The 20,860-nt window shown below is 29.4% G+C and carries 25 protein-coding genes and 1 riboswitch; of the genes, 24 read left to right on the top strand and 1 reads right to left on the bottom strand.

The window, feature by feature from the left end:
• Positions 1-17 precede the first annotated feature (17 nt).
• The 21 genes from FYJ83_RS02540 (at position 18) to FYJ83_RS02435 (ending at position 14,232) form a co-directional block, all read left to right on the top strand.
• Entirely contained in the window at positions 18-305 is a 288-nt protein-coding gene (locus tag FYJ83_RS02540; protein WP_154438768.1) for a hypothetical protein, read from the top strand.
• 73 nt (positions 306-378) lie between these two features.
• Complete coding sequence (locus FYJ83_RS02535; RefSeq protein WP_154438767.1) at positions 379-867, top strand: AAA family ATPase; 489 nt, start codon at positions 379-381, stop codon at positions 865-867.
• A complete protein-coding gene (locus FYJ83_RS02530; RefSeq protein ID WP_154438766.1) occupies positions 867-1,337 on the top strand; it encodes a GNAT family N-acetyltransferase in 471 nt (156 codons plus the stop codon). Before FYJ83_RS02535 ends, FYJ83_RS02530 begins: the two co-directional genes overlap by 1 nt.
• A gap of 36 nt (positions 1,338-1,373) precedes the next feature.
• A complete protein-coding gene (locus tag FYJ83_RS19860; RefSeq protein ID WP_229768466.1) occupies positions 1,374-2,261 on the top strand; it encodes a GNAT family N-acetyltransferase in 888 nt (295 codons plus the stop codon).
• Positions 2,262-2,785: 524 nt separating this feature from the next.
• Positions 2,786-3,229, top strand: a complete 444-nt coding sequence (locus FYJ83_RS02515) for a pyruvate kinase (protein WP_195837896.1) — start codon at positions 2,786-2,788, stop codon at positions 3,227-3,229.
• 416 nt (positions 3,230-3,645) lie between these two features.
• On the top strand, positions 3,646-4,245 hold the full coding sequence (locus FYJ83_RS02510) for a YdcF family protein (protein WP_154438764.1): 600 nt from the start codon (positions 3,646-3,648) through the stop codon (positions 4,243-4,245).
• Between the two features lie 326 nt (positions 4,246-4,571).
• The gene (locus tag FYJ83_RS02505) at positions 4,572-5,066 is read left to right on the top strand and encodes an AMP-binding protein (protein ID WP_326828285.1); all 495 of its coding nucleotides are present in this window, start codon (positions 4,572-4,574) and stop codon (positions 5,064-5,066) included.
• Positions 5,067-5,119: 53 nt separating this feature from the next.
• Entirely contained in the window at positions 5,120-5,518 is a 399-nt protein-coding gene (locus FYJ83_RS02500; protein ID WP_154438762.1) for a GNAT family N-acetyltransferase, read from the top strand.
• Positions 5,519-5,573: 55 nt separating this feature from the next.
• Positions 5,574-6,353, top strand: coding sequence for a class I SAM-dependent methyltransferase (locus FYJ83_RS02495; RefSeq protein WP_154438761.1), 780 nt, complete (start codon positions 5,574-5,576; stop codon positions 6,351-6,353).
• A gap of 277 nt (positions 6,354-6,630) precedes the next feature.
• A complete protein-coding gene (locus FYJ83_RS02490; protein WP_154438760.1) occupies positions 6,631-7,374 on the top strand; it encodes an AIR synthase related protein in 744 nt (247 codons plus the stop codon).
• Between the two features lie 337 nt (positions 7,375-7,711).
• Positions 7,712-8,263, top strand: a complete 552-nt coding sequence (locus FYJ83_RS02485; RefSeq protein WP_195837895.1) for a GNAT family N-acetyltransferase — start codon at positions 7,712-7,714, stop codon at positions 8,261-8,263.
• Between the two features lie 62 nt (positions 8,264-8,325).
• Entirely contained in the window at positions 8,326-8,832 is a 507-nt protein-coding gene (locus FYJ83_RS02480) for a D-glycero-alpha-D-manno-heptose-1,7-bisphosphate 7-phosphatase (protein WP_154438758.1), read from the top strand.
• 63 nt (positions 8,833-8,895) lie between these two features.
• Positions 8,896-9,951: an alpha/beta fold hydrolase gene (locus FYJ83_RS02475; RefSeq protein ID WP_154438757.1), complete on the top strand. Its 1,056-nt coding sequence runs from the start codon at positions 8,896-8,898 to the stop codon at positions 9,949-9,951.
• A gap of 27 nt (positions 9,952-9,978) precedes the next feature.
• Positions 9,979-10,551, top strand: coding sequence for a GNAT family N-acetyltransferase (locus tag FYJ83_RS02470; protein WP_154438756.1), 573 nt, complete (start codon positions 9,979-9,981; stop codon positions 10,549-10,551).
• 15 nt (positions 10,552-10,566) lie between these two features.
• A complete protein-coding gene (locus FYJ83_RS02465; protein ID WP_154438755.1) occupies positions 10,567-10,935 on the top strand; it encodes a zinc-binding metallopeptidase family protein in 369 nt (122 codons plus the stop codon).
• Positions 10,922-11,110: a hypothetical protein gene (locus tag FYJ83_RS02460; protein WP_154438754.1), complete on the top strand. Its 189-nt coding sequence runs from the start codon at positions 10,922-10,924 to the stop codon at positions 11,108-11,110. Before FYJ83_RS02465 ends, FYJ83_RS02460 begins: the two co-directional genes overlap by 14 nt.
• Positions 11,111-11,174: 64 nt before the next feature.
• Positions 11,175-11,831, top strand: coding sequence for a zinc dependent phospholipase C family protein (locus tag FYJ83_RS02455; RefSeq protein ID WP_154438753.1), 657 nt, complete (start codon positions 11,175-11,177; stop codon positions 11,829-11,831).
• Between the two features lie 139 nt (positions 11,832-11,970).
• A complete protein-coding gene (locus tag FYJ83_RS02450) occupies positions 11,971-12,864 on the top strand; it encodes a sugar phosphate isomerase/epimerase (protein WP_154438752.1) in 894 nt (297 codons plus the stop codon).
• Positions 12,865-12,913: 49 nt separating this feature from the next.
• Positions 12,914-13,291, top strand: coding sequence for a nuclear transport factor 2 family protein (locus FYJ83_RS02445; protein ID WP_154438751.1), 378 nt, complete (start codon positions 12,914-12,916; stop codon positions 13,289-13,291).
• A 35-nt stretch (positions 13,292-13,326) separates the two neighbouring features.
• Entirely contained in the window at positions 13,327-13,947 is a 621-nt protein-coding gene (locus tag FYJ83_RS02440) for a cyclase family protein (RefSeq protein ID WP_154438750.1), read from the top strand.
• 66 nt (positions 13,948-14,013) lie between these two features.
• The gene (locus FYJ83_RS02435) at positions 14,014-14,232 is read left to right on the top strand and encodes a hypothetical protein (RefSeq protein WP_154438749.1); all 219 of its coding nucleotides are present in this window, start codon (positions 14,014-14,016) and stop codon (positions 14,230-14,232) included.
• Positions 14,233-14,377: 145 nt separating this feature from the next.
• Here the strand turns inward: FYJ83_RS02435 and FYJ83_RS02430 are convergent, their stop codons facing one another.
• Complete coding sequence (locus FYJ83_RS02430; RefSeq protein ID WP_154438748.1) at positions 14,378-15,133, bottom strand: class I SAM-dependent methyltransferase; 756 nt, start codon at positions 15,131-15,133, stop codon at positions 14,378-14,380.
• A 620-nt stretch (positions 15,134-15,753) separates the two neighbouring features.
• On the opposite strand from FYJ83_RS02430, the gene FYJ83_RS02425 reads away from it, so the two are divergent.
• The 3 genes from FYJ83_RS02425 to FYJ83_RS02415 all read left to right on the top strand — a co-directional run bounded on the left by FYJ83_RS02425 (position 15,754) and on the right by FYJ83_RS02415 (position 20,854).
• Complete coding sequence (locus tag FYJ83_RS02425) at positions 15,754-16,095, top strand: encapsulin-associated ferritin-like protein (protein ID WP_154438747.1); 342 nt, start codon at positions 15,754-15,756, stop codon at positions 16,093-16,095.
• An 11-nt stretch (positions 16,096-16,106) separates the two neighbouring features.
• Positions 16,107-16,892, top strand: a complete 786-nt coding sequence (locus FYJ83_RS02420) for a family 1 encapsulin nanocompartment shell protein (protein ID WP_154438746.1) — start codon at positions 16,107-16,109, stop codon at positions 16,890-16,892.
• A 56-nt stretch (positions 16,893-16,948) separates the two neighbouring features.
• A riboswitch (purine riboswitch) is annotated at positions 16,949-17,050 on the top strand.
• 141 nt (positions 17,051-17,191) lie between these two features.
• Complete coding sequence (locus FYJ83_RS02415) at positions 17,192-20,854, top strand: phosphoribosylformylglycinamidine synthase (protein ID WP_154438744.1); 3,663 nt, start codon at positions 17,192-17,194, stop codon at positions 20,852-20,854.
• Positions 20,855-20,860: the final 6 nt, after the last annotated feature.

The following is a 20,860-nucleotide window of genomic DNA, read 5'->3' as shown; positions in this document are numbered from 1 at the left end:
ATAGAGGAGGACAAAAATTGAGAAAACAAGGATTTCAAAAAATAGTGACTATAATTACTATAATATCCATTGTAATAACCATTATTAGTCTAGGTTTTAATTTGATACTACCTAAGTATTTAGCATATAAATTAAATGGTGAGCTAGGTACAGTGAGTTCAATAGGAATTATAGGAGGTGTAGATGGTCCAACAGCAGTTTATATAACAAGTCAATTATCACCCTATATTTTTACTTATATATTTTTATTGATTTCAATAGCTGGAATCTTGTATTTGTTTTTTACTAGAAAAATGGCTAAATAAGTATAGATTAGTTCATCATAATATACCATCAATAAAAAATATATTGAAGAAAATGAGATGAAGGAAGTGTATTATGAAAAAACTAGTTATTATTAATGGAGTACCAGGAGCTGGAAAAACTACTGTTTGCAAGGAACTTTATAAGTCAATATCAGACTCAGTATGGTTAGATGGTGATTGGTGTTGGATGATGAACCCTTTTGTGGTGAATGAAGAGAATAAGAGTATGGTTGAGGATAATATTAGCTTTTTATTAAGAAGCTACCTGAATAATTCCTCCTATAAATATATTATTTTTAATTGGGTAATAGGCAACGAAAAGATATTTGAAACAATATTAAGTAAATTAGATGATATAGAATTCCAGCTTTATAAAATATCATTAATATCTTCTCCTAAAGTCCTTAAAGAAAGAATGCTAGAAGATGGAAGAACAGAAGAACAAATCAAAAATAGCATTAGCAGATTAAAATCTTATGAAGATATGGATACATTTAAAATAGATACAACAAATATGAGTGTAAAAAATGTAGTTAGTAAAATTTTGGAGATGATAAAATAATGGAAAATTTAGATATAGTTATTGAACCAATCACTAAAAGTAATTATCATATGTTTGATGATACGGTATATTGGAGGACAAAGGAAGCTGAAAGAACTGAGGAAGAAAAGAATAGGAATAAAGATGTAAATTTTGAGGAGGCATTTTCACAGCTTGAACATCAAGGATTTTATATTTTTGGTGCACTTTATGAAGGGCGTTTTGTCGGATGGATAATGTTAATATATATACCTAAAGTAGGTAAATGGAATAGAGGTATAATTTTCGTTGAAGAATTATGGACAGCCCCTAAGTTTAGAAGAAAGGGAATTGCTATTAGGCTTATGGAAAAAGCATATGAAATTCAAAAAGAAACTGGAGCAACTAAAGTTAGACTTTATACGGATAATATTCCAGCACAGAAACTATATGAAAAATGTGGTCTTAAAGTAACAGGTGAGGCAGTATTTATGGAATCAAATAATAATTAACAATATGATAAACTTAAATAAGTGAGGGGATGTAGTATGCTAACGGTGAATTTTCATGATTTGAATACAATAGAAGATGACAAATTGAAATTTGCAGTTATTATGGCAAAGCACGAAGGGAAATGGATATTTGTAAGGCATAAAGAGAGATTGACTTGGGAAATTCCAGGGGGACATAGGGAAAAAGGTGAAGATATTTATCTTACTGCTTCAAGAGAATTAATGGAGGAAACAGGAGCAAAAGAATTTAGAATTATCCCAGTATGTGTATATTCAGTAACTAGAGATGAAACTAAATCTTTTGGACAATTATTTTATTCTGATGTGGAAAGTCTTGATGAATTACCAAACTCTGAAATAGGTGAAATTAGATTATTTAATACAATTCCCGAAAGTTTAACCTATCCTTTGATTCAGCCATATTTGTTTGAGAAAGTAGAGAAATTTCATAGAGAATTAGCTATGGAAACCATAAGACCTGGAAATATCAGTGATAGAATTGACATCGAAGAACTAATAAAAGTGATGATAGGTGATGAAAATCCTAATGAGATATCAAAATTAGTTGTAGATGATTTTTTTACGAATAGTTCATATCACGTATATGTAATTGAGATTTTAAATGTAATAAAAGGTTTTGGAGTCATAAAATTTAATCCCTTTGAAGGGGGGAATGGTATTGCAGAGTTTGTATGGTTAGGAATTGATAAGGATAGTAAGAGAGCAGGTCTTGGAAGTAAGTTGGTTCAATATTTAGAACAGTTTTCCAGAGAAAATGGCATAAGAAAAATCTATGTAAAAACCAGTGTAACAAATAAATCTGCTATTTGTTTTTGGATAATGCAAGACTATAAATTTGAGGCACGAATGCTGGACTTTAGCTTAAAGTCATACGATGATTATTATTTAGGTAAGGAGCTTTAAAAGAATTATAAAGTTATTTAAATATTACAACTATAATATCTAAGGGGGAAAAGGCATGAAGGAAATTGAATTATGGTACGATGAAAAATATGATGAATGGGACAGATTGGATCGACATAAAATTGGATAGTTTAATTAATTCTTCATCTGAAATGGTGCGTTGTTGTGTATCAAAAGCATACTTAAATGAACACATTGATGCCATAAATTATTTAAAATATGAATTTAAGAACTGAACTAAAAAAGACCTACAGATAATGTTAGATTTAGCTTTGCCTAAAGATAAAAAAGAATACTTACTGAGAATGAAATCCAGGTAATGAATAATGATACTGTATATATTAGTAATGTTAGTAGCAAGATCATAAATAACAAGACAGTTACTGTTGATTTTGATCCCTCACTATTTAAACCTGGAGATGAGATTCGAATTGGTGACTCAGAAATAAATTTAAACGTTATAAAGGTTTTTGATAATTATATGGAATGTGCTACTAACAATGCTGGTATCTTTAAAGTCAGGTATGGCTATAGCATCAAAATATAGATTTATTAAACCTACATCTGAAGATATTAAAGATAAATGTTTTAAAATAATTCATAAATTTAAACCAGCAAGTATAGTTTTATCATATATAGAAAATAAAGAAGATGTTATCGATTTCAGGAAATCAATTCAATGCCAAATTTATAATCCGACAATAATGTCTAAAATAGAATGTTATTCAGCTGTGCAGAATGTAGATGATATTATTGATGTGAGTGATGAAATAATGTTAGCAAGAGGATGCCTAGCGACGAATATTGGTCTTGAAAATCTTTTATGTGCACAAGACTTAACACTTGAAAAATGTATTGAAAAAAATAAAAGATGCTGGATAGCATCAAATATTTTAAAATCATTATCTAGCTATAATGCACCTACATGTGCTGATATATGTGATTTATCACATATGATTAAGCAATGAACGAAATACATTATAATCACAGATTCCATATCTAGAACAACGAAATTCAAGTATATAATTGATTATATTCAAAAAGTTGCTCATGTATATAACTGAAATTTTATGATAATACTTATTCTCTTTAGTAAAATCATAATAGTTTTTGTTAAAGAAGGAATTATTTTTAAAATATAAATAATTTATTTTTTTAAAATATATGTTTTTATATATTAATTTCTGAAGTTGGGATAATACTGTATAAACTATAATCCAGTAATTCTAAAATTACTAAAATAGAATTAAGAAAGTTGTGCTTTGATTCAATAAAAAAATATTATGTTTAAATGAAGAATATTCGTAGTTAATACTGATTGCTTGTTAATCTATATTATAATATTAAGAAAGAAAATAATACTAGATTTTGAGGAGAATAGTGTATGAATTCAAAAATGATTAAAGATATAACAGATTTTATTTTCTTAAATGATGACCCCGAGATAAGTGATGTAATTTTAATACCAGGGTCATCTAAGTGGGAAGTTTCAAAGAAAGCTTCAGAATTATATAGTAATGGTTATGCGAAGTATATAATTCCTTCAGGTAAATATACTTCTAAGTTAGGACGCTTTCCTTATGAGAAAATTACAAACGAACTATATTCCGGACAATTTGAAACTGATTTTGATTTTTGTTCTAGTGTATTAAGAAAAAACGGTGTACCAGAAAGTGCTATATTATGTGAAAACCAATCAACTAATACTAGTGAAAATGCTGAGTTTTCTAAGAGTATTTTAGACGATAGAAAAATAAAGGTATGTAAAGCAATATTATGTTGTCAAGCTTTTCATGCTCGAAGAGCTTTTATGACCTATGCACGATGGTTTCCTGAAACTGTTTTTTATGTTGTACCTAGCGATACTCAAGGTATCACGTCTGAAAACTGGCTTAAATCTGAATATGGAATTAAAAGGGTGCTAGGAGAATTAGAAAAGTGTGGAAAGTATTTTCATGAGTATTTTACTGAAAATGTAAAATAGGAGATGAACTTACATATGTTATTATATTCTGATTTACTTATTCAATTGTCATGCAAAAGTCATAATTCTATCATAAAGGATAATAAAAGAAATTTAAACTATACACAAATCTATGATGAAATATTTCAATTATCTTCTGTTTTTTAAAATCTGGTATTATAAGAAGAAAAAAGGTAGCTATGATTTTCGATAATTCAATTGAATTTATTACATCAATATTGGCGCTTAACATTATCGGAGCCATAGCTATTCCTATATATCATTGAGAATACTAATACACATGTATCTGATGAAAGTGAAGATATGGAAGACGTGGCAATTACTCTATTAACATCTGGAACCACAAAAAACCTAAAGGAGTAATGCTTACAAATTCAAACATTAAGACATCTATACTGAATATATCAAATTTTTTGAACTTAAATGGTCATGACAAAATATCAATTATTAAGAATACGACGAATATTTCTACTCTTGTAGGAGAAATTTTTGTAGGTATCTATAATCAATGTAGCTTCTTTTTATCCAATTATTTGCCTATTCCACAATATATTTCAAGTATTATTAACGATGAATATATATCAATTTTATTCGCTACACCATCTATTCTAATTAATATATTAGAAAGTAGAATAAAAATCAATATCAACTTAATAAATATGATTCATTTTTCTGGAAAATTTGTTAATTACGAGACCATATACAAGTTTATGAACTATTTTACCGGTATAAATTTAATCCAGGGATATGGTTTGACTGAGGCATCTCCACGAATTACACAAATAAGTCTAGAAGATATGCTAAGTAAAAAAATTCAGTAGGTAGATCAATTGGTGATCAAGTAATATCTATCATAGATGAAGATGGGAAGGTGATGATAAGTGATGAAAATCCTGATGAGATATCAAAATTAGTTGTAGATGATTTTTTTACGAATAGTTCATATCACGTATATGTAATTGAGATTTTAAATGTAGTAAAAGGTTTTGGAGTCATAAAATTTAATCCCTTTGAAGGGGGAAATGGTATTGCAGAGTTTGTATGGTTAGGAATTGATAAGGATAGTAAGAGAGCAGGTCTTGGAAGTAAGTTGGTTCAATATTTAGAACAGTATTCCAGAGAAAATGGTATAAGAAAAATCTATGTAAAAACCAGTGTAACAAATAAATCTGCTATTTGTTTTTGGATAATGCAAGACTATAAATTTGAGGCACGAATGCTGGACTTTAGCTTAAAGTCATACGATGATTATTATTTAGGTAAGGAGCTTTAAAAGAATTATAAAGTTATTTAAATATTACAACTATAATATCTAAGGGGGAAAAGGCATGAAGGAAATTGAATTATGGTACGATGAAAAATATGATGAATGGGACAGATTAGATCGACATAAAATTGAATTTGATATTACTAGAAGATATATGGATGAAAATATAATAGGAGAGAATTTGAAGATATTTGATATTGGAGGAGGTCCTGGAAGATATTCTATATATTTGGCAGAAAAAGGGCATAGAGTATCATTACTTGATTTATCAAAGCGTAATATTGAAGTTGCAAAAGAAAAATCAGCGGAAAGAGGAATTTCACTAGAGGATTATATACATGGGAATGCACTGGAATTGGATAAATATAATGATTTATATGATGTTATTTTGCTAATGGGGCCTCTATATCATTTAACTAAAGAATCAGATAGGAGAGCTGCTATTGAGGGTGCTTTAAGATTATTGAAACCAAATGGAATTATAGTTGCATCCTTTATATCTAATTATGCACCTATTCAAGATTATCTTAAAGCAGTATACCCAATAGAATCTGTAGATGAGTTACTTGGGTACTTAAAAGATGGTGAAAATCAAGGAGATAAAGGATTTACCACAGCTTATTTTACATATTATAAAGAAGCAAAGGAATTGATGAATAGTTTTGGACTAACTGAAATAGTATTTGCTAATGTTGAGAATATTTTAGGCACAAAGGAAAAAGAAGTTAATATGCTAGAAGAAAGTGAATATAGAAAATGGCTGGAAATTGGCTATCAACTAAGTCAAGATGAAAGTCTTATGGGAACTGGTGAGCATTACTTATATATTGGAAGAAAATGAATTTATAATAAAAGTTTTTATTAAGAGAAAATAAATAGCAGTTGTATTTTAGATATTTTATTGATATAATTTCCCCACATGAGGACTTTTTTATAGGCATTTAACATGTCATAGAGAATTTGGAGTCCTCAGTTTTTATGTTTTTTATAACGAATAGGAAAGTTCTATTTTAATATTTCATATCAAGAACTTGACCTTAATGAGTCTCAAGAAAATCTACTCTAATGCTTTATTAGAAGTTTTTTTCAAAAATAATATGATTTAACAGGGTGATTAAATGAATATAAGCAAATATAGAGATTTAACATTGATAGATATAAATGAAGAACAATTGTTAATTATATCATGCGATTCAGCTGGAGGAATAGGAAATAAGAAAAATGATGTAGTTAAGACTACTCCTGAGGTTATAGGTTATTTTACAACACAAGTTGCTCTTATGGAGATACTTTCCTTTGGTGCTAAACCTATTACTGTAATAAATACTTTATCTGTAGAAATGAACGATACAGGTAAAAGAATAATAAAAGGTATTAAAGAGGCTTTAGAACCCTTGGATTTTCATAATATAAACTTAATAACAGGAAGTACAGAAGAAAACTTTCCAGTAACTGTTACAGGAATAGGCATAACTATAATAGGAATTATAAATAAGAAAGAGTGGAGAAAGCCTTATACAGAACCTGGATTGATTGCTACTGTAGTAGGTTTACCTAAAGTGGGTAATGAAGTGCTAAATGATAGCAATACTATAATGAGTACTTCAAAATTATTAGAGTTAAAGAAAAAAAGATATATAAGGGAAATACTTCCTGTTGGTTCAAAGGGAATATTGTATGAACTAAATCAGATGTCTAAAACTAATAATATTAAATACTTTTTAGAAGATAACCTATCAATAGATATTTATAAATCTGGTGGTCCATCAACTTGTGTAATTGTATCTATGGAAGAAAGCAAGTATGGAGAATTAAAAAATGAAATTTCCATACCGGTGAATAGAATAGGAAGATTTATATAGCAGTATTCTTATATTTAACATATGTTATGATATAACTAAAATAATATAAAACTATTTTTATAATAAGTTATCCTTCGTAAATTTACGAAGGATAACTTATTATAAATCTTAATGATTGTTATACTAGATGGATTATAAGCTTGGAGTTAATCTAATGTTATAATGTGTATAAAAATTTAATATTATAAATATATTGATTTACACCATAAAAAAGAAGGAATTTAATATTTTTTATAGAATAAGTATTATTGTAAATATATTGCTCTAAATATTTCATTATAAAACTGATATTAATAGATTAAAGTAATAAAAAACAAAGTGTTAGAGGAGGATGTGGATGTCAAGCTTTGAAAAAGTAGAAACTGATAGATTAATATTGAGAGAATTCATAGAAATAGATATTCAGGAAGTCCATGAATACGGATCAGATCCAGATGTATCAGAATATGAACCATGGAGTCCGAATACATTGAAACAAACAGAAGAATTTGTGAAGAGATGTATAGAATATCAACATCAAAAAGATAGAGTAGATTTCGAATTAGCTGTAATAAAGAAAAATAGCAATAAATTAATAGGGGCTTGTGGACTTCATATTTCAGACAAGGAAGATAGAGAAGGATGGATTGGATATGCTATCAACAAACTATATTGGCGAAAAGGTTATGGAACAGAAATTGCAAAGAAATTATTATATATTGGGTTTAATGAGTTTAAGTTACACAGAATTTATGCAACTTGTGATCCTAATAATCTAGGTTCTGAAAAAATATTGCAAAAAATTGGGATGAAAAAAGAGGGATGTCTGCGAAAACATATGTGGTGTAAAGACCGTTGGAGAGATTCACTACTTTATGCTATTTTGGAAGAGGAATATAATCAAGGATAAGAAGATATCAATATACTGTTAATGACCATAATTCCAATATATAGAAAGCTAGGGGTGAGGCTTTGAAGGTAGGATTTTTAGATAGAGATGGAACAATTATAGAAGATTATGAGGATAAATTATGGAGTAGTATAACTGAACCTGTTTTTATAAATGGAGCAATAGATGCCCTTAAAGCTATAAGACAAAGGGGATATGAAATTATAATTATAACAAATCAATATTTAATAAATGAAAAAATTATTACCTTAGAACGATATAAAGAGATTACAGATAAGTTTATAAAGATATTATTGGATAATGGAGTTGAAATATTGGATATATTCTACTGTCCACATTCTAAAGAGGAAAACTGTAATTGCATGAAACCTAAAGATGGAATGATAAAAATGGCACTAGAGAAATATTCCAAAATAGATATGGAGAATTCTTTTATAGCTGGAGATTCTTTGTGTGATATTCAGCTTGGAGAGAGACTAGGGATAAAGGCATTTGGAATAGGATTAGATAAAGAAGAAGGAAGAACGATAAAAATAGATGCTCTAAAGGATATAGTCAGATATTTATAGACATACTTAATAAAAGTAAGAAGATACAAAAAATATTCTTAACTTAAATGGAGTGTTAAATTTATGAAACTATTAAGAAAAACAGTAATTGTAGTTTTAATAATATCTATATTAATCATACTATTTTTGCCAAACAGAACACCAAAGATAGAAGGGGAAAATAGTGTAGCAGTTATAGAAAAAGTTAAATTAGGTGGATTAGAGCAAGGGATTTTAATAAGAGGAAAGGATATTTCTAATCCAGTTTTACTCTTTTTACATGGGGGACCTGGGTATCCTCAAATATCATTTGCTCGTAAATATGAAAAAAAGCTAGAAGATAGTTTTATCGTTGTTAATTGGGACCAAAGAGGTTCTGGTATGTCTTACTCATCTAATATTCCAAAGGAGTCCATGAATAGAGATTGGTTTATAGAAGATACAAAAGAGCTTATTGATTACTTATGTGAAAAGTATCAAAAAGAAAAGATATATTTAGTAGGACATTCTTGGGGAACAGAACTTGGTTTGTATGTAATAGATAAATATCCAGAAAAAGTAGCTGCTTTTATAAGTGTTGGACAAGTTGTCCATGGAATAGAAAGTGAAGTGATTTCATATGACTATGTTCTAGAAATGGCTAATAGAAATAAGGACCAAAAAGCTTTAGATGATCTAATAAGAATTGGAAGACCACCTTATAAAAATACTGTTAGGGATACTGCAACGCAGAGAAAATGGTTATCTAAATATGGAGGAGTAGAGAGAAAAGTAAATACATTAAAAGATATTATATTAGGAAGCATATTTTCACCTGAATATACTGTAATAGATGGAATAAAATTTGCTTTAGGTAATAAATTTTCTGCTGATACAATGTGGGGTTACAATAAGGATTTAGATTTTATTAGAGGGATTCCAGAAATAGAAGTACCTATTTACTTCTGTGCAGGTAGATACGATTATAATACTCCATCTGTACTAATTGAAAAATACTATAATCAGATAATAGCACCTAAAAAAGAATTGATATGGTTTGAAGAATCAGCACATTTTCCTAATTTTGAGGAGTATGAAAAGTTTTATGAACTAGTTATCCGAATAAAAGAGGAGATAGAAAAAGGGGTTAAAAACATTTAAAATACTGGAAAAAGGAGTTAATCAATCATGGAAGATTTAAATATAAACAAGTATATATTCCAGTCCTCTAGGCTGGGATTTAGGATGTGGAAAGAATCAGATAGAGAATTACTTACTAAGATGAATGGTAGTAAGGAAGTAATGAGATGTTTTCCAAAAACCTTAGATTCTAAAGAAACTGATGATTTTCTCAATAGAGTACAAATTCATTTTGAGGAAAATGGATATGGGCTATGGGCAGTGGAATTGAAAGATACTAAGGAGTTTATAGGATTTATTGGACTCTTAAATGCGACTTTTGAGGCACATTTTACACCATGTGTTGAAATTGGGTGGAGACTGGATGATAAATATTGGAATAAGGGATATGCCACAGAAGGTGCTAAGGCTTGTTTAGAGTATGGCTTTAAAAATCTAAATTTAGACACTATTTATTCTTTTACAGCAGAAATAAATAAACCATCTGAAAATGTTATGAAGAAAATAGGTCTAAAGAAAGTTGGAGAATTTAAACATCCAAAAGTAGGGGATGGAAATCCATTGAAGCCTCACGTCCTATATAAAATAGATGGGAAAGAATTTTTAATGATAGCAAGGTAGGAAAGGAGAGGTAAAATGGTTAATGAAAAAATATTAGAAACCATAAATAGTAATAAGAATTTATCAGAAGTACTAGAATTAAATGATTACTTAGCGAGAAATCCTGAATTAGGCTCTAAAGAATATAATTCTTCAAGAAAAATAGTTGAAATTTTAAGTAAACATGGGTTTGAGGTGGAATATCCTTATGGAGGGTTGGAAACCAGCTTTAAAGCAAGTATTAAGGGAAAGACTAGTGATGGACCTAAAATCTGTATATTAGCAGAATATGATGCTTTACCGGATATAGGACATGGTTGTGGGCATTGCGCCAGTGGAAGTATTTCTGTTCTTGCAGGTTTGATATTAAAGGATTTGAAGGAAGAATTTAATGATATTAGTTAAGGAAGATATACCCTTACATACAAGAGAATTTGCAGATGAGATGTTAAAAGAGACAGGACATACTGCAATAGGAAAAGGTGGAAAGATTCTAGCAACCTTTATAATGAAAACTTTTTTAGACAAGAACTTACTAGAGGATATTAAGGAAGAACATAGGAAATATAGAAATAAATAATTGAAATTATTAAAAGGCAAATATATATTTAGCACCAAAAAACTTATATTAAAGGGGGAGGATTATGGCAACATGGGGAGCACATATTAGAATAGCAGAAGTCATACTTAATCAAGATAGTAGCTTAGATGAAGAATATTTTCTTGTAGGGAATGTAGGACCAGACTGTGGAGAGCCTAATGAAGATTGGAGCGAGTTTTTTCCACCGAAGTCAGTTAGTCACTGGATTAGTGAAGAAAATTTTATTGAAGCAGAGAAGTTTTATGAGAAATATTTAAATAAGAAAATATATGATAATAAACTATATTCTTTTTTGTTAGGCTACTATGTTCACTTATTAACGGATATTCAGTGGAGTAATATGATAGATGAGAAGAAAAAAACGGATAAGGAGTATAAGAAATTAGAAACTGATAAAAAGTTTATATGGACTATTAAAAAAGATTGGTATGACTTAGATCATCTATATTTTAGGAAAAATCTCAATAGTATATTCCATAGGATATTTAAAAACATAGAATACTTTCCCGATTATTTAGATTACTATCCTAATGGTGCAATTGAAAGACAATTAAAGTATATTAGTGGATTTTATACTAAATATAATGGTAATCCAGAAAGAGAGTATATATATCTGACGGAAAAGGAAATGAATGATTTTGTAAGTAAAGAATCCAATTATATTATAGAATTGTTAAAGGAAAAAGAAAATAGGAAATGATTTTATAAGCCTCTTACTGAATTTTAAGTCTTGGATCAGTAAGAGGCTATTTTTATGCTGTAAAAGATCATATAAAAAGAAGGAATTTAGCAAATTTTGAAGAATAAGTATAGTATGTACTTTGTAAGGAGGAAGCGAAATGGAGAGATTTATGATAGGACAGTCTGGACGTTTTGATTATAATAAGCACACAAGAGATTTTAAGCCTAGTTTTTTTGGAGTTGAAGCATGTTTATTAGAAGAGGAAGATATAAAGAAATTAATTGATAATGCCAATCGTGAGGAATTTAACATCGGAATACATTTTCCATTGAGAACTAAGGGATGGAGATTAAGAGACCCACAGTTTTTATCAAAAGATGATGATACTAGAGAAAGCTCATACAAATATATGGAGAATGAAATTAATTTTCTAAAAGAAGTTAAACCAAAATATATTCTATTACATTATCCAAAACCAGTATTATTAGATAAATCTGTGGATTGGACAAACTGGCGCTTTGCTAACGATACGGAGTATTATTTTGAGGATAGCTATTCATATGAGAACTTTTCAGCTAAGAGTGAAGAATTATTTAAATGGTTATCTGATATTAGTATTGAAAATGATTTTATACCAGTGTTAGAGTTAGATGCATTAAATAAATATATCTATACTACAGACTTACTTAAAACCTTATTGGATAAATATCCCCGAATTAAAATATGCTTAGACATAGGCAGATTACATTTACAAGACAAATTGGACAAAAACTTTAATTCATTTGAATTCGCTTCTAGGTTTGCAAAGTATGCAGAGGTTGTCCACTTATGGAATATTAAGGTTACTGATAATGTAGAATATAATCATTATCCAACACTTCCAGATTTAAGGCCTGAGGAGGGATGGGGAGACATTGAAAAATATCTTGAGATTATAAAGAAAGAAAATAAATTTTGCAAGATTTTATTCGAGCATAGATCTGACTTAATATCAGATGAAGAACTAGAAAGCTGCTATAACTGGATAAGCAATATATTAAATGAAGAATAGGATTGGCTATTATATGGAGATTAAAATTGACTGAGGAGGAAATTATAGCATGAATGAACATATAGTTAAGAAATTTTGGAATCTAATGAGTGATGGAATGTTTGATGAAATAGGAGAATTAATGGAAGAAAACGCAGATGTATGTTTACCAAATACTAGAGAACTTTTTAGAGGTAGAGATAAATATATCAATTTTAATAAAAAATATCCAGGTCGCTGGATAATAACTTTAGATAAAATTTTCTCTAAGGACGACATAGTCGTTTCTGCCGTAAAGGTAGAAGCGGGGGATAAGTCAAGTAGTTTCTATGCCAATTCTTTCTTTACTATTAATAATGGGTTAATCAGTGAAATAGTAGAATACTGGGGAGATAATGGTGAGCCACCTCAATGGAGAGTTGAAGAATCATTATCAGAAAGATACTAATAATTCTAGGTTTTGCTAATTAGGGAGGAAATCATATGGAAAAATTAATAGATTTATCATATATCATTGAGGATAATATGCCTGTTTATCCAGGAGATAGTGTAACAAGTTTAAAACAGGTAAAAGTTTTACAAGAAGATTTCTATAACAACTATAGGCTAGATATTAGTATGCACTCAGGTACACATATAGATTCACCTATGCATCTAACAGAAAGCAAGGAATACATATGTGAAATGCCATTAGAAACATTTATTGGCAAGGGATGTATAATTGATGTAAGAAGTCAACCTATTATAAGAGGAAAACCAGCATATAAGAAATCAATCAAAGAGAATAGCATTGTTTTACTTTATACAGGTTGGGATGAAGAATATGGAAAGAACTCCTATTATGATAATCATCCAATTGTAGATATTAGTCTTGGTAAGCTATTGATAGAGAAAAATATTAAGATGCTGGGAATAGATATGCCTTCTCCAGACAAATATCCTTTTGAAACACATAAACTGCTTTTTAAAAGTAACATATGTATAATGGAGAACCTCAGAAATCTCGATAAATTACTTGGTGTTCCAAGCTTTGAAGTCATAGCTTTCCCATTAAAGATGAGGGCAGATAGTTCCATGGCGAGAGCTATTGCAAGAGTATTGTAAAGCAAATTTTGTTATAGATGATAAATATAGTAAAAACTAATCATATAATTCTAATTGGAGGAAATCATGAAAGGAATATTAAAAGTCATGGGGCTAATTATTGGGCTAATTATTATATTTATAGGATTTAGCTATATTAATCATAAAATTCATTTATCTAAAGAAGATGAGTTATTCGTCCCAAATGGAGAGATGGTTTACTTAAATTGTTCCCATTATGTTCAAGATATTGAATATAAAAAGATAGCAGATGAAACTAAAAAATTTATTGAGAATTTGGACTAAAATAAATTACTTAAAACTTATAATATATAGATTTAAAACTAATAACAACAGAATCAAAGAAAATAATTGATGAGTTTCTAGAGATATAGAAATGGATAATATTTTAACAGTAAATGTTATATATTATCCATTTTCATATATCACTTTATTTACGATATGCTTCAAAAGTGATGACTTGATTATTATCTGTAGGATATATGCCAAATTTATAATCAGAGGAAATAGTAATATCGCTAAATCCAACTTTCTCCAAAATCAATCTAAATTCTTCTATTCCATACCACTTTAATGGAAAACGCTCTAATTCAGTTTGAATCAATTGATTATTATGCCATCTTTCATATCGGAAATGAGAAACTGTATATTGGTCAATAAAATTAGCTTCTACAAGGGACTCGTTTAAGGTGATTAAATCTCCATTAGGAGTCTCCCATGTTCTTGTTGAGGAATGTCCAATATTAAAATCTGATTGCATAAATATATCAACAATAATGCGTCCCCCTATGGAAAGATGTTCATAGAAGCATTTTAATCCATTAATAGCATCTATTGAATTTTCTAGTAATAGAAAAGAGCCTGTAGGAATAATAATTGCTTCATATTTATGAGGCAGAGAAAAAGATTGCATATTTTCTTTATATAGGTCAGCTTGAAGACCTCTTTCTTTACAATGAAGTTTACATAAATCCAACATCTCAGCAGAGGAATCTATACCATCTACAATAAATCCTTCCTCTAGCAGGGGAATTAAGATACGACCTGTTCCTACTGCTGGTTCAAGAATCCTTCCTTTGATTCCCTTAAGTCTTTCAGTGTAAAATTCCACATCTCCAAATGAATGGCCAATAGGTTTATCTATATTATATACCTCAGTAGAAAGCTTACTATAAAAACTAAACATATTATTTTACCTCCTTATGATTGTTATAAAGAAATGCCTTACCTCTATTTAACCATATGGCAGACATATCTTCTTTTTAGATGATATTCTTTAAACTAATGATACCATTTAACATAATTATTTTCTTATCCTATCTTGCTAATTTTAAAATTAGAGCAAGATATATTGTTAGAAGAAATAAAATTACTATCCAGCCAGTACACAAAATGAGATGAAAATAATATACCTCATAGATAATAAAATATGAATATCTTTAGGAAAATATAGATGATTGGCTGATTATTGAACTTTAAATCCTAAATCAGTAGGAGGTTATTTTCATGTCATAAAAGAAGAGATTTAAGAAACTTTATAGAAATAGGTATGGTATATATTTTTCAGAGAAGAAAATATAAAAAAATATCAAAAGAAACTAAAAGATTTATTGAAAATTTGAGTTAAAAGAAAAAGTATATAATTTTATGAGAATTGATTTTAAAATTAGGTACACAATATAACATAGAATATATCAGAAAACTAACAGATAAATATTTTAAAAGAAAGCATTAAATAAACTTGGTTTAATTAAATGGCATAGGGGTAAACTTAAAATGGGAAAATAAAATTATAGGAGGGGTACAATGTCACAGTATCATGAACCAGTAGAAAAGTTAGATGAAAAGACACTTAATATTACTAGAGCAATAACTAGTTTAAAGGAAGAAGTTGAAGCTGTAGATTGGTATAATCAGAGAGTTGATGCCTCAAAGGACCCAGAATTAAAGGCTATAATGGCACATAATAGAGACGAAGAAATTGAACATGCTTGTATGTTATTAGAATGGTTAAGAAGAAACATGGATAAATGGGATGAAGAATTAAGAACTTACTTATTTACAGATGGACCTATTGCACATTTAGAGGAACAAATTACAGGAAAATCAAATGGACAATCAAACTTAAACATTGGAGATTTAAAATAGGAGGAGATACTATGTTATACAGAGAGTTAGCCCCTATATCTAATGAAGCTTGGGAAGAAATAGATGAAAGGGCAAAGGAAGTTTTAAAATCATATTTGTCTGCTAGAAAGGTAGTAAAAGTAAATGGACCAATGGGATTGGATTACAATGTAGTTACTGAAGGAAGATTAGGGAATATAGAAAATAAGGGGGATGTACGATATAGTAATTATAAAGTGGTTCCTCTAACAGAAGCAAGAGTAGAATTTGAAATAGATAGATGGGAATTAGATAATATACAGCGTGGAGCAAAGGATATTGATTATTCTTCTTTAGAAAATGCCATGAAGGAAATTGCTTTATTTGAAGAAAATGCTATATATAATGGATTGAGCAATACTCCTATGGTGGGAATTGATAAAACTTCTGAATTATCACCAATATCATTTGGCAAAGATCCTACATCCATTATGGAGGCTATTACAAAGGGATTAATTAAGCTTAGAGAGTCTTATCAAAAAGGTTCATTTAGTTTAGTAGTAAATGAAGAAGCATATAAGCGAATTTTATCAAAGGAAACAGCATATCCCTTAGATGAAAGAATTGAAAAATTAATTGGTGGAAAGATTATATTTAGTCATGTAATCAATGGAGCATATCTATTACCATATGACCATGACGATTTAGAACTTACCATAGGCAGAGATTTTTCTATAGGATACCAATCTCATTGTAACGAGAAAGTAAGATTCTTTGCTACAGAGTCTTTTACTTTCAGAGTATTAGATTCTTCCATTATAGTTAAATATAGTCTATAAAGATTTTAAAAACAATACTTGACATATATATACCATACTGTTAATATGTAAGTGTAATAAATAACATAAGAGTTGCTCATATAGGTTCCATAATATGGTTGGAACGTTTCTACAAAATGACCGATAATCATTTGTCTATGAGTGAAAGTGTACCTAGGGTTCCGAAGATATTTCTTGCTGGACCGAGCGGTACAGATACTTGTCAAAAGTATTACACCGAAGGGATAAAAGCCCAGTCGGGTAGGTTTCGCTTTGCCTACCCGGCTGGGCTTAATTTGATTTTTTGAGGAGGGTTAAATTTGAAGTTTAACAGAATATTTATTGAAAAGAAAGAGGAGTTTAACACTGAAGGAAAGTTACTATTAAAAGAATTTAGAGATTATTTAGAAGTAGATAGTTTAACCACAGTTAAGGTAGTTAATGTATATGATTTAATTAATGTAACAGAAGAAGAAAAAGAAAAGATAGTTCAAGAAATCTTGTTCGAAGAAACTCTAGATAATAAATATGAAAATAGCCTTCCAATAAAAGACAATGAAAGATTATTTAGAGTGGAATTTTTAAAAGGACAATATAACCAAAGAGAAGATTCTACTAATCAGATTATAAGAATATTAACTAAAAATGAAGATATAATTGTGCAAAATTCTAAAATAATTATTTTAGAAAATGTAACAGATGAAGAATTAAATAAAATAAAAAAATATTATATAAACCCAATAGAAATGAAAGAAATTGGTTTAGATAGTTTTTCTTTTGAAAAGGAAGAAGAGAATCTTAAAGATATTGAAATCATATCAGATTTTATGGAAATGACAGATGAAGATATTCAAGGATTTAAGTCTAAATATGGCATAGGTATGGATATAGATGACTTAAAATTCTGTAAAGATTATTTTAAAAATATTGAAAAAAGAAATCCTACTATAACAGAATTAAAATTAATAGACACTTACTGGTCTGATCATTGTAGACATACTACATTTATGACTGAAATTACAGAAATATCCATGGGTGATGGACAGTATAAAGAAGTATTTCAAAAAGCACTAGATGAATATATAAAATCCAGAGAGTTTGTTTACGAAAATAGAGAAAGAGCCATTTCTCTAATGGATTTAGCCACTATTAATATGAAGGAAACCAAGAAAAAAGGTTTACTAGATGATAAAGAAGAAACTGATGAAGTCAACGCTTGTAGTGTAGAAATAGATGTAGATATTGATGGTACAAATGAAAAATGGCTACTGATGTTTAAAAATGAAACCCATAATCATCCTACAGAAATGGAGCCATTTGGGGGTGCTTCAACTTGTTTAGGTGGTGCCATAAGAGACCCATTATCTGGACGTGCCTATGTATATCAAGCCATGAGGATTACAGGTTCTGGCGATCCAAGACAAAAATATGAAGATACTTTATCAGGTAAATTACCACAAAGAAAAATTACCAAAACTGCCAAGGCAGGATATAGCTCTTATGGTTATGAAATAGGTGGTGCTACGGGTTACGTAAGAGAAATATATGATGCTGGATATATGGCAAAGAGAATGGAACTAGGTGCATTAGTAGCAGCAGCTCCAAAGAAAGCTGTATATAGGGGAGAATCAGAGCCAGGAGATTTAATAATATTAGTAGGTGGAAAAACTGGAAGAGATGGTTTAGGTGGAGCAGTTGGTTCATCTAAGGAACATACAGAGGAGTCTTTACACACATCAGGAGCAGAAGTACAAAAGGGAAATCCAGCAGTAGAAAGAAAAATTGTTCGTTTATTTAGAAATGAAGAAGTGTCAAAGATGATTAAGAAATGCAATGACTTTGGTGCTGGTGGAGTATCTGTAGCCATAGGAGAATTAGCAGATGGACTATTAATTGAACTAGATAAAGTACCTCTAAAGTATCCAGGATTAGATGGTACAGAAATCGCATTATCTGAATCACAGGAAAGAATGGCAGTAGTTATTTCACCTAAGGATTTAGAAAGATTTATGTCCTTTGTTAAGGAAGAGGATGTAGAAGGAACTGTTGTAGCCACAGTAACAGAAGAAAAAGTCCTTAAAATGATTTGGAGAAACAAGACCATTGTAAATATAAAAAGAGATTTCTTAGATACAAACGGAATAAGAAAGAAAAATAAAGTAAATATAGAGCTTCCTAAAAATGAATCATATTTGGAAGAAATTCCATCCTATGTAAAGGAAGATATAAAGGAAGCATTTATAGAAAATCTAAAAGATTTAAATATATGCAGTCAAAAAGGATTAGTAGAGGGATTTGATCATACTGTAGGAGCAGGAACAGTTCTAATGCCTTTAGGAGGTAAATATAACCTTACACCAGCAGAAGGAATGGTTGCTAAAATTCCAGTATTAGAAGGAAATACTAATACCTGTTCCTTAATGACATACGGTTATGACCCAAAACTTTCAAAATGGAGTCCATTCCATGGTGGATATTATGCAGTAATCGAATCTATTGCAAAAATAGTAGCCATGGGTGGAGATTATAAAAAAGTAAGATTAACTTTCCAAGAATACTTTGAAAGATTAGGAGATAATCCAACTAAATGGGGTAAGCCATTTTCTGCATTACTTGGTGCATTTATGGTACAAAAAGAATTGGATACTCCAAGTATTGGTGGAAAAGACAGTATGAGTGGAACTTTTGAAGATATCAATGTGCCTCCTACTTTAGTTAGTTTTGCAGTAACTACTGATAAAGTAGAAAATATTATTTCCAAAGAATTCAAAAATACCAACTCAACCATAGCCTTACTAAAATTAGATATGGATAAAGATGGATTAGTGGATTTAAAACAATTAAAATCCAACTATGAAATGATTAAGAAAATGATAGATAAAAAGGAAATAATTTCAGCATCTACAGTTAAATTCGGTGGTATAGGAAGAGCAATTGCTGAAATGAGTATGGGAAATAAAATAGGATTTAAGTTTAATGAAATAGACAAAGAGTTATTATTTAAACCATTATATGGTTCAATAATAGTGGAGTTAGAAAAAGGAGTTACTATTCCAAATGCTATTATCTTAGGTGAAACCATAGAGGAAAATTATATTGAGATAAATAAAGAAATAATAGATTTAGATTTCCTAATTGATTCCTTTGAAAAGCCGTTGGAAGAAGTATTCCCTGTATATAAAGAAGATACAGTAGAGAATAAAGAATATGCAAAAGGAACTATAATCAAGTCTAAAGCGTCCATAGTGAAACCAAGGGTTTTAGTACCTATATTTACTGGTTCTCATGGAGAATATACAATGGCTAAGTCTTTTGAAAATGCAGGAGGCATAGTAGATACATTTATATTTAAGACTTTGACTTTAAAAGATGTGGAAACCTCATATAAAGAATTAGCAGAAAAAATAAAAGAGTATCAAATAATAGGTTTACCAGATGGCTCTATATTAGGTGATGAACCTGAAACTGGTGGAAAATTAATAAAGTTAATATTAGATAATCCATATATAAAAGAAGAAATAGATAATCACCTATATAAAAGAGATGGACTTATATTAGGTATAGGTGCTGGATTCTTAGGTTTGATTAAGTCAGGGCTTATTAGTGAAAACGCATATTTAGCCCATAATAATAGTGGGGAATTTATATCAAGATTAGTAAATGTAAAGGTGAAATCCAATTTATCTCCATGGTTTAATGAAATGAAAGTAGGAGATAAATACACAGTTCCAGTGGCTACAAAGGAAGGAAAAGTAATAGTAAGGAACTTAGAAGAACTAATTGAAAATGGTCAAATATCCACTGAATTCATAGATAATAACCCAACTGGTTCAATGTTTAGTATAGAATCTTTAACTAGTTGTGATGGAAGAGTTTTAGGAACTATTTCAGCAATAGATAGAGTAGAAGAAGGATTATATAAAAATATAGAAACTTTAGGACAACATAAGATATTTGAGTCAGGTGTAAAATATTTTAGATAGGAGTGT

It is taken from the genome of Tissierella pigra (assembly GCF_009695605.1).
Taxonomy (GTDB): Bacteria; Bacillota; Clostridia; order Tissierellales; family Tissierellaceae; genus Tissierella; species Tissierella pigra.
The sequence above is the reverse complement of the archived record's forward strand: the minus strand, read 5'-3'. Positions and strand labels throughout refer to the sequence as shown.

What these genes read in the sequence shown, in the direction of transcription:
- FYJ83_RS02535 (WP_154438767.1), top strand. Translation starts at nt 379, where the DNA reads ATGAAAAAACTAGTTATTATTAATGGAGTACCAGGAGCTGGAAAAACT.
- FYJ83_RS02530 (WP_154438766.1), top strand. Translation starts at nt 867, where the DNA reads ATGGAAAATTTAGATATAGTTATTGAACCAATCACTAAAAGTAATTAT.
- FYJ83_RS19860 (WP_229768466.1), top strand. Translation starts at nt 1,374, where the DNA reads ATGCTAACGGTGAATTTTCATGATTTGAATACAATAGAAGATGACAAA.
- FYJ83_RS02515 (WP_195837896.1), top strand. Translation starts at nt 2,786, where the DNA reads ATGGCTATAGCATCAAAATATAGATTTATTAAACCTACATCTGAAGAT.
- FYJ83_RS02510 (WP_154438764.1), top strand. Translation starts at nt 3,646, where the DNA reads ATGAATTCAAAAATGATTAAAGATATAACAGATTTTATTTTCTTAAAT.
- FYJ83_RS02500 (WP_154438762.1), top strand. Translation starts at nt 5,120, where the DNA reads ATGATAAGTGATGAAAATCCTGATGAGATATCAAAATTAGTTGTAGAT.
- FYJ83_RS02495 (WP_154438761.1), top strand. Translation starts at nt 5,574, where the DNA reads ATGAAGGAAATTGAATTATGGTACGATGAAAAATATGATGAATGGGAC.
- FYJ83_RS02490 (WP_154438760.1), top strand. Translation starts at nt 6,631, where the DNA reads ATGAATATAAGCAAATATAGAGATTTAACATTGATAGATATAAATGAA.
- FYJ83_RS02485 (WP_195837895.1), top strand. Translation starts at nt 7,712, where the DNA reads ATGTCAAGCTTTGAAAAAGTAGAAACTGATAGATTAATATTGAGAGAA.
- FYJ83_RS02475 (WP_154438757.1), top strand. Translation starts at nt 8,896, where the DNA reads ATGAAACTATTAAGAAAAACAGTAATTGTAGTTTTAATAATATCTATA.
- FYJ83_RS02470 (WP_154438756.1), top strand. Translation starts at nt 9,979, where the DNA reads ATGGAAGATTTAAATATAAACAAGTATATATTCCAGTCCTCTAGGCTG.
- FYJ83_RS02465 (WP_154438755.1), top strand. Translation starts at nt 10,567, where the DNA reads ATGGTTAATGAAAAAATATTAGAAACCATAAATAGTAATAAGAATTTA.
- FYJ83_RS02460 (WP_154438754.1), top strand. Translation starts at nt 10,922, where the DNA reads ATGATATTAGTTAAGGAAGATATACCCTTACATACAAGAGAATTTGCA.
- FYJ83_RS02455 (WP_154438753.1), top strand. Translation starts at nt 11,175, where the DNA reads ATGGCAACATGGGGAGCACATATTAGAATAGCAGAAGTCATACTTAAT.
- FYJ83_RS02450 (WP_154438752.1), top strand. Translation starts at nt 11,971, where the DNA reads ATGGAGAGATTTATGATAGGACAGTCTGGACGTTTTGATTATAATAAG.
- FYJ83_RS02445 (WP_154438751.1), top strand. Translation starts at nt 12,914, where the DNA reads ATGAATGAACATATAGTTAAGAAATTTTGGAATCTAATGAGTGATGGA.
- FYJ83_RS02440 (WP_154438750.1), top strand. Translation starts at nt 13,327, where the DNA reads ATGGAAAAATTAATAGATTTATCATATATCATTGAGGATAATATGCCT.
- FYJ83_RS02435 (WP_154438749.1), top strand. Translation starts at nt 14,014, where the DNA reads ATGAAAGGAATATTAAAAGTCATGGGGCTAATTATTGGGCTAATTATT.
- FYJ83_RS02430 (WP_154438748.1), bottom strand. Translation starts at nt 15,133, where the DNA reads ATGTTTAGTTTTTATAGTAAGCTTTCTACTGAGGTATATAATATAGAT.
- FYJ83_RS02425 (WP_154438747.1), top strand. Translation starts at nt 15,754, where the DNA reads ATGTCACAGTATCATGAACCAGTAGAAAAGTTAGATGAAAAGACACTT.
- FYJ83_RS02420 (WP_154438746.1), top strand. Translation starts at nt 16,107, where the DNA reads ATGTTATACAGAGAGTTAGCCCCTATATCTAATGAAGCTTGGGAAGAA.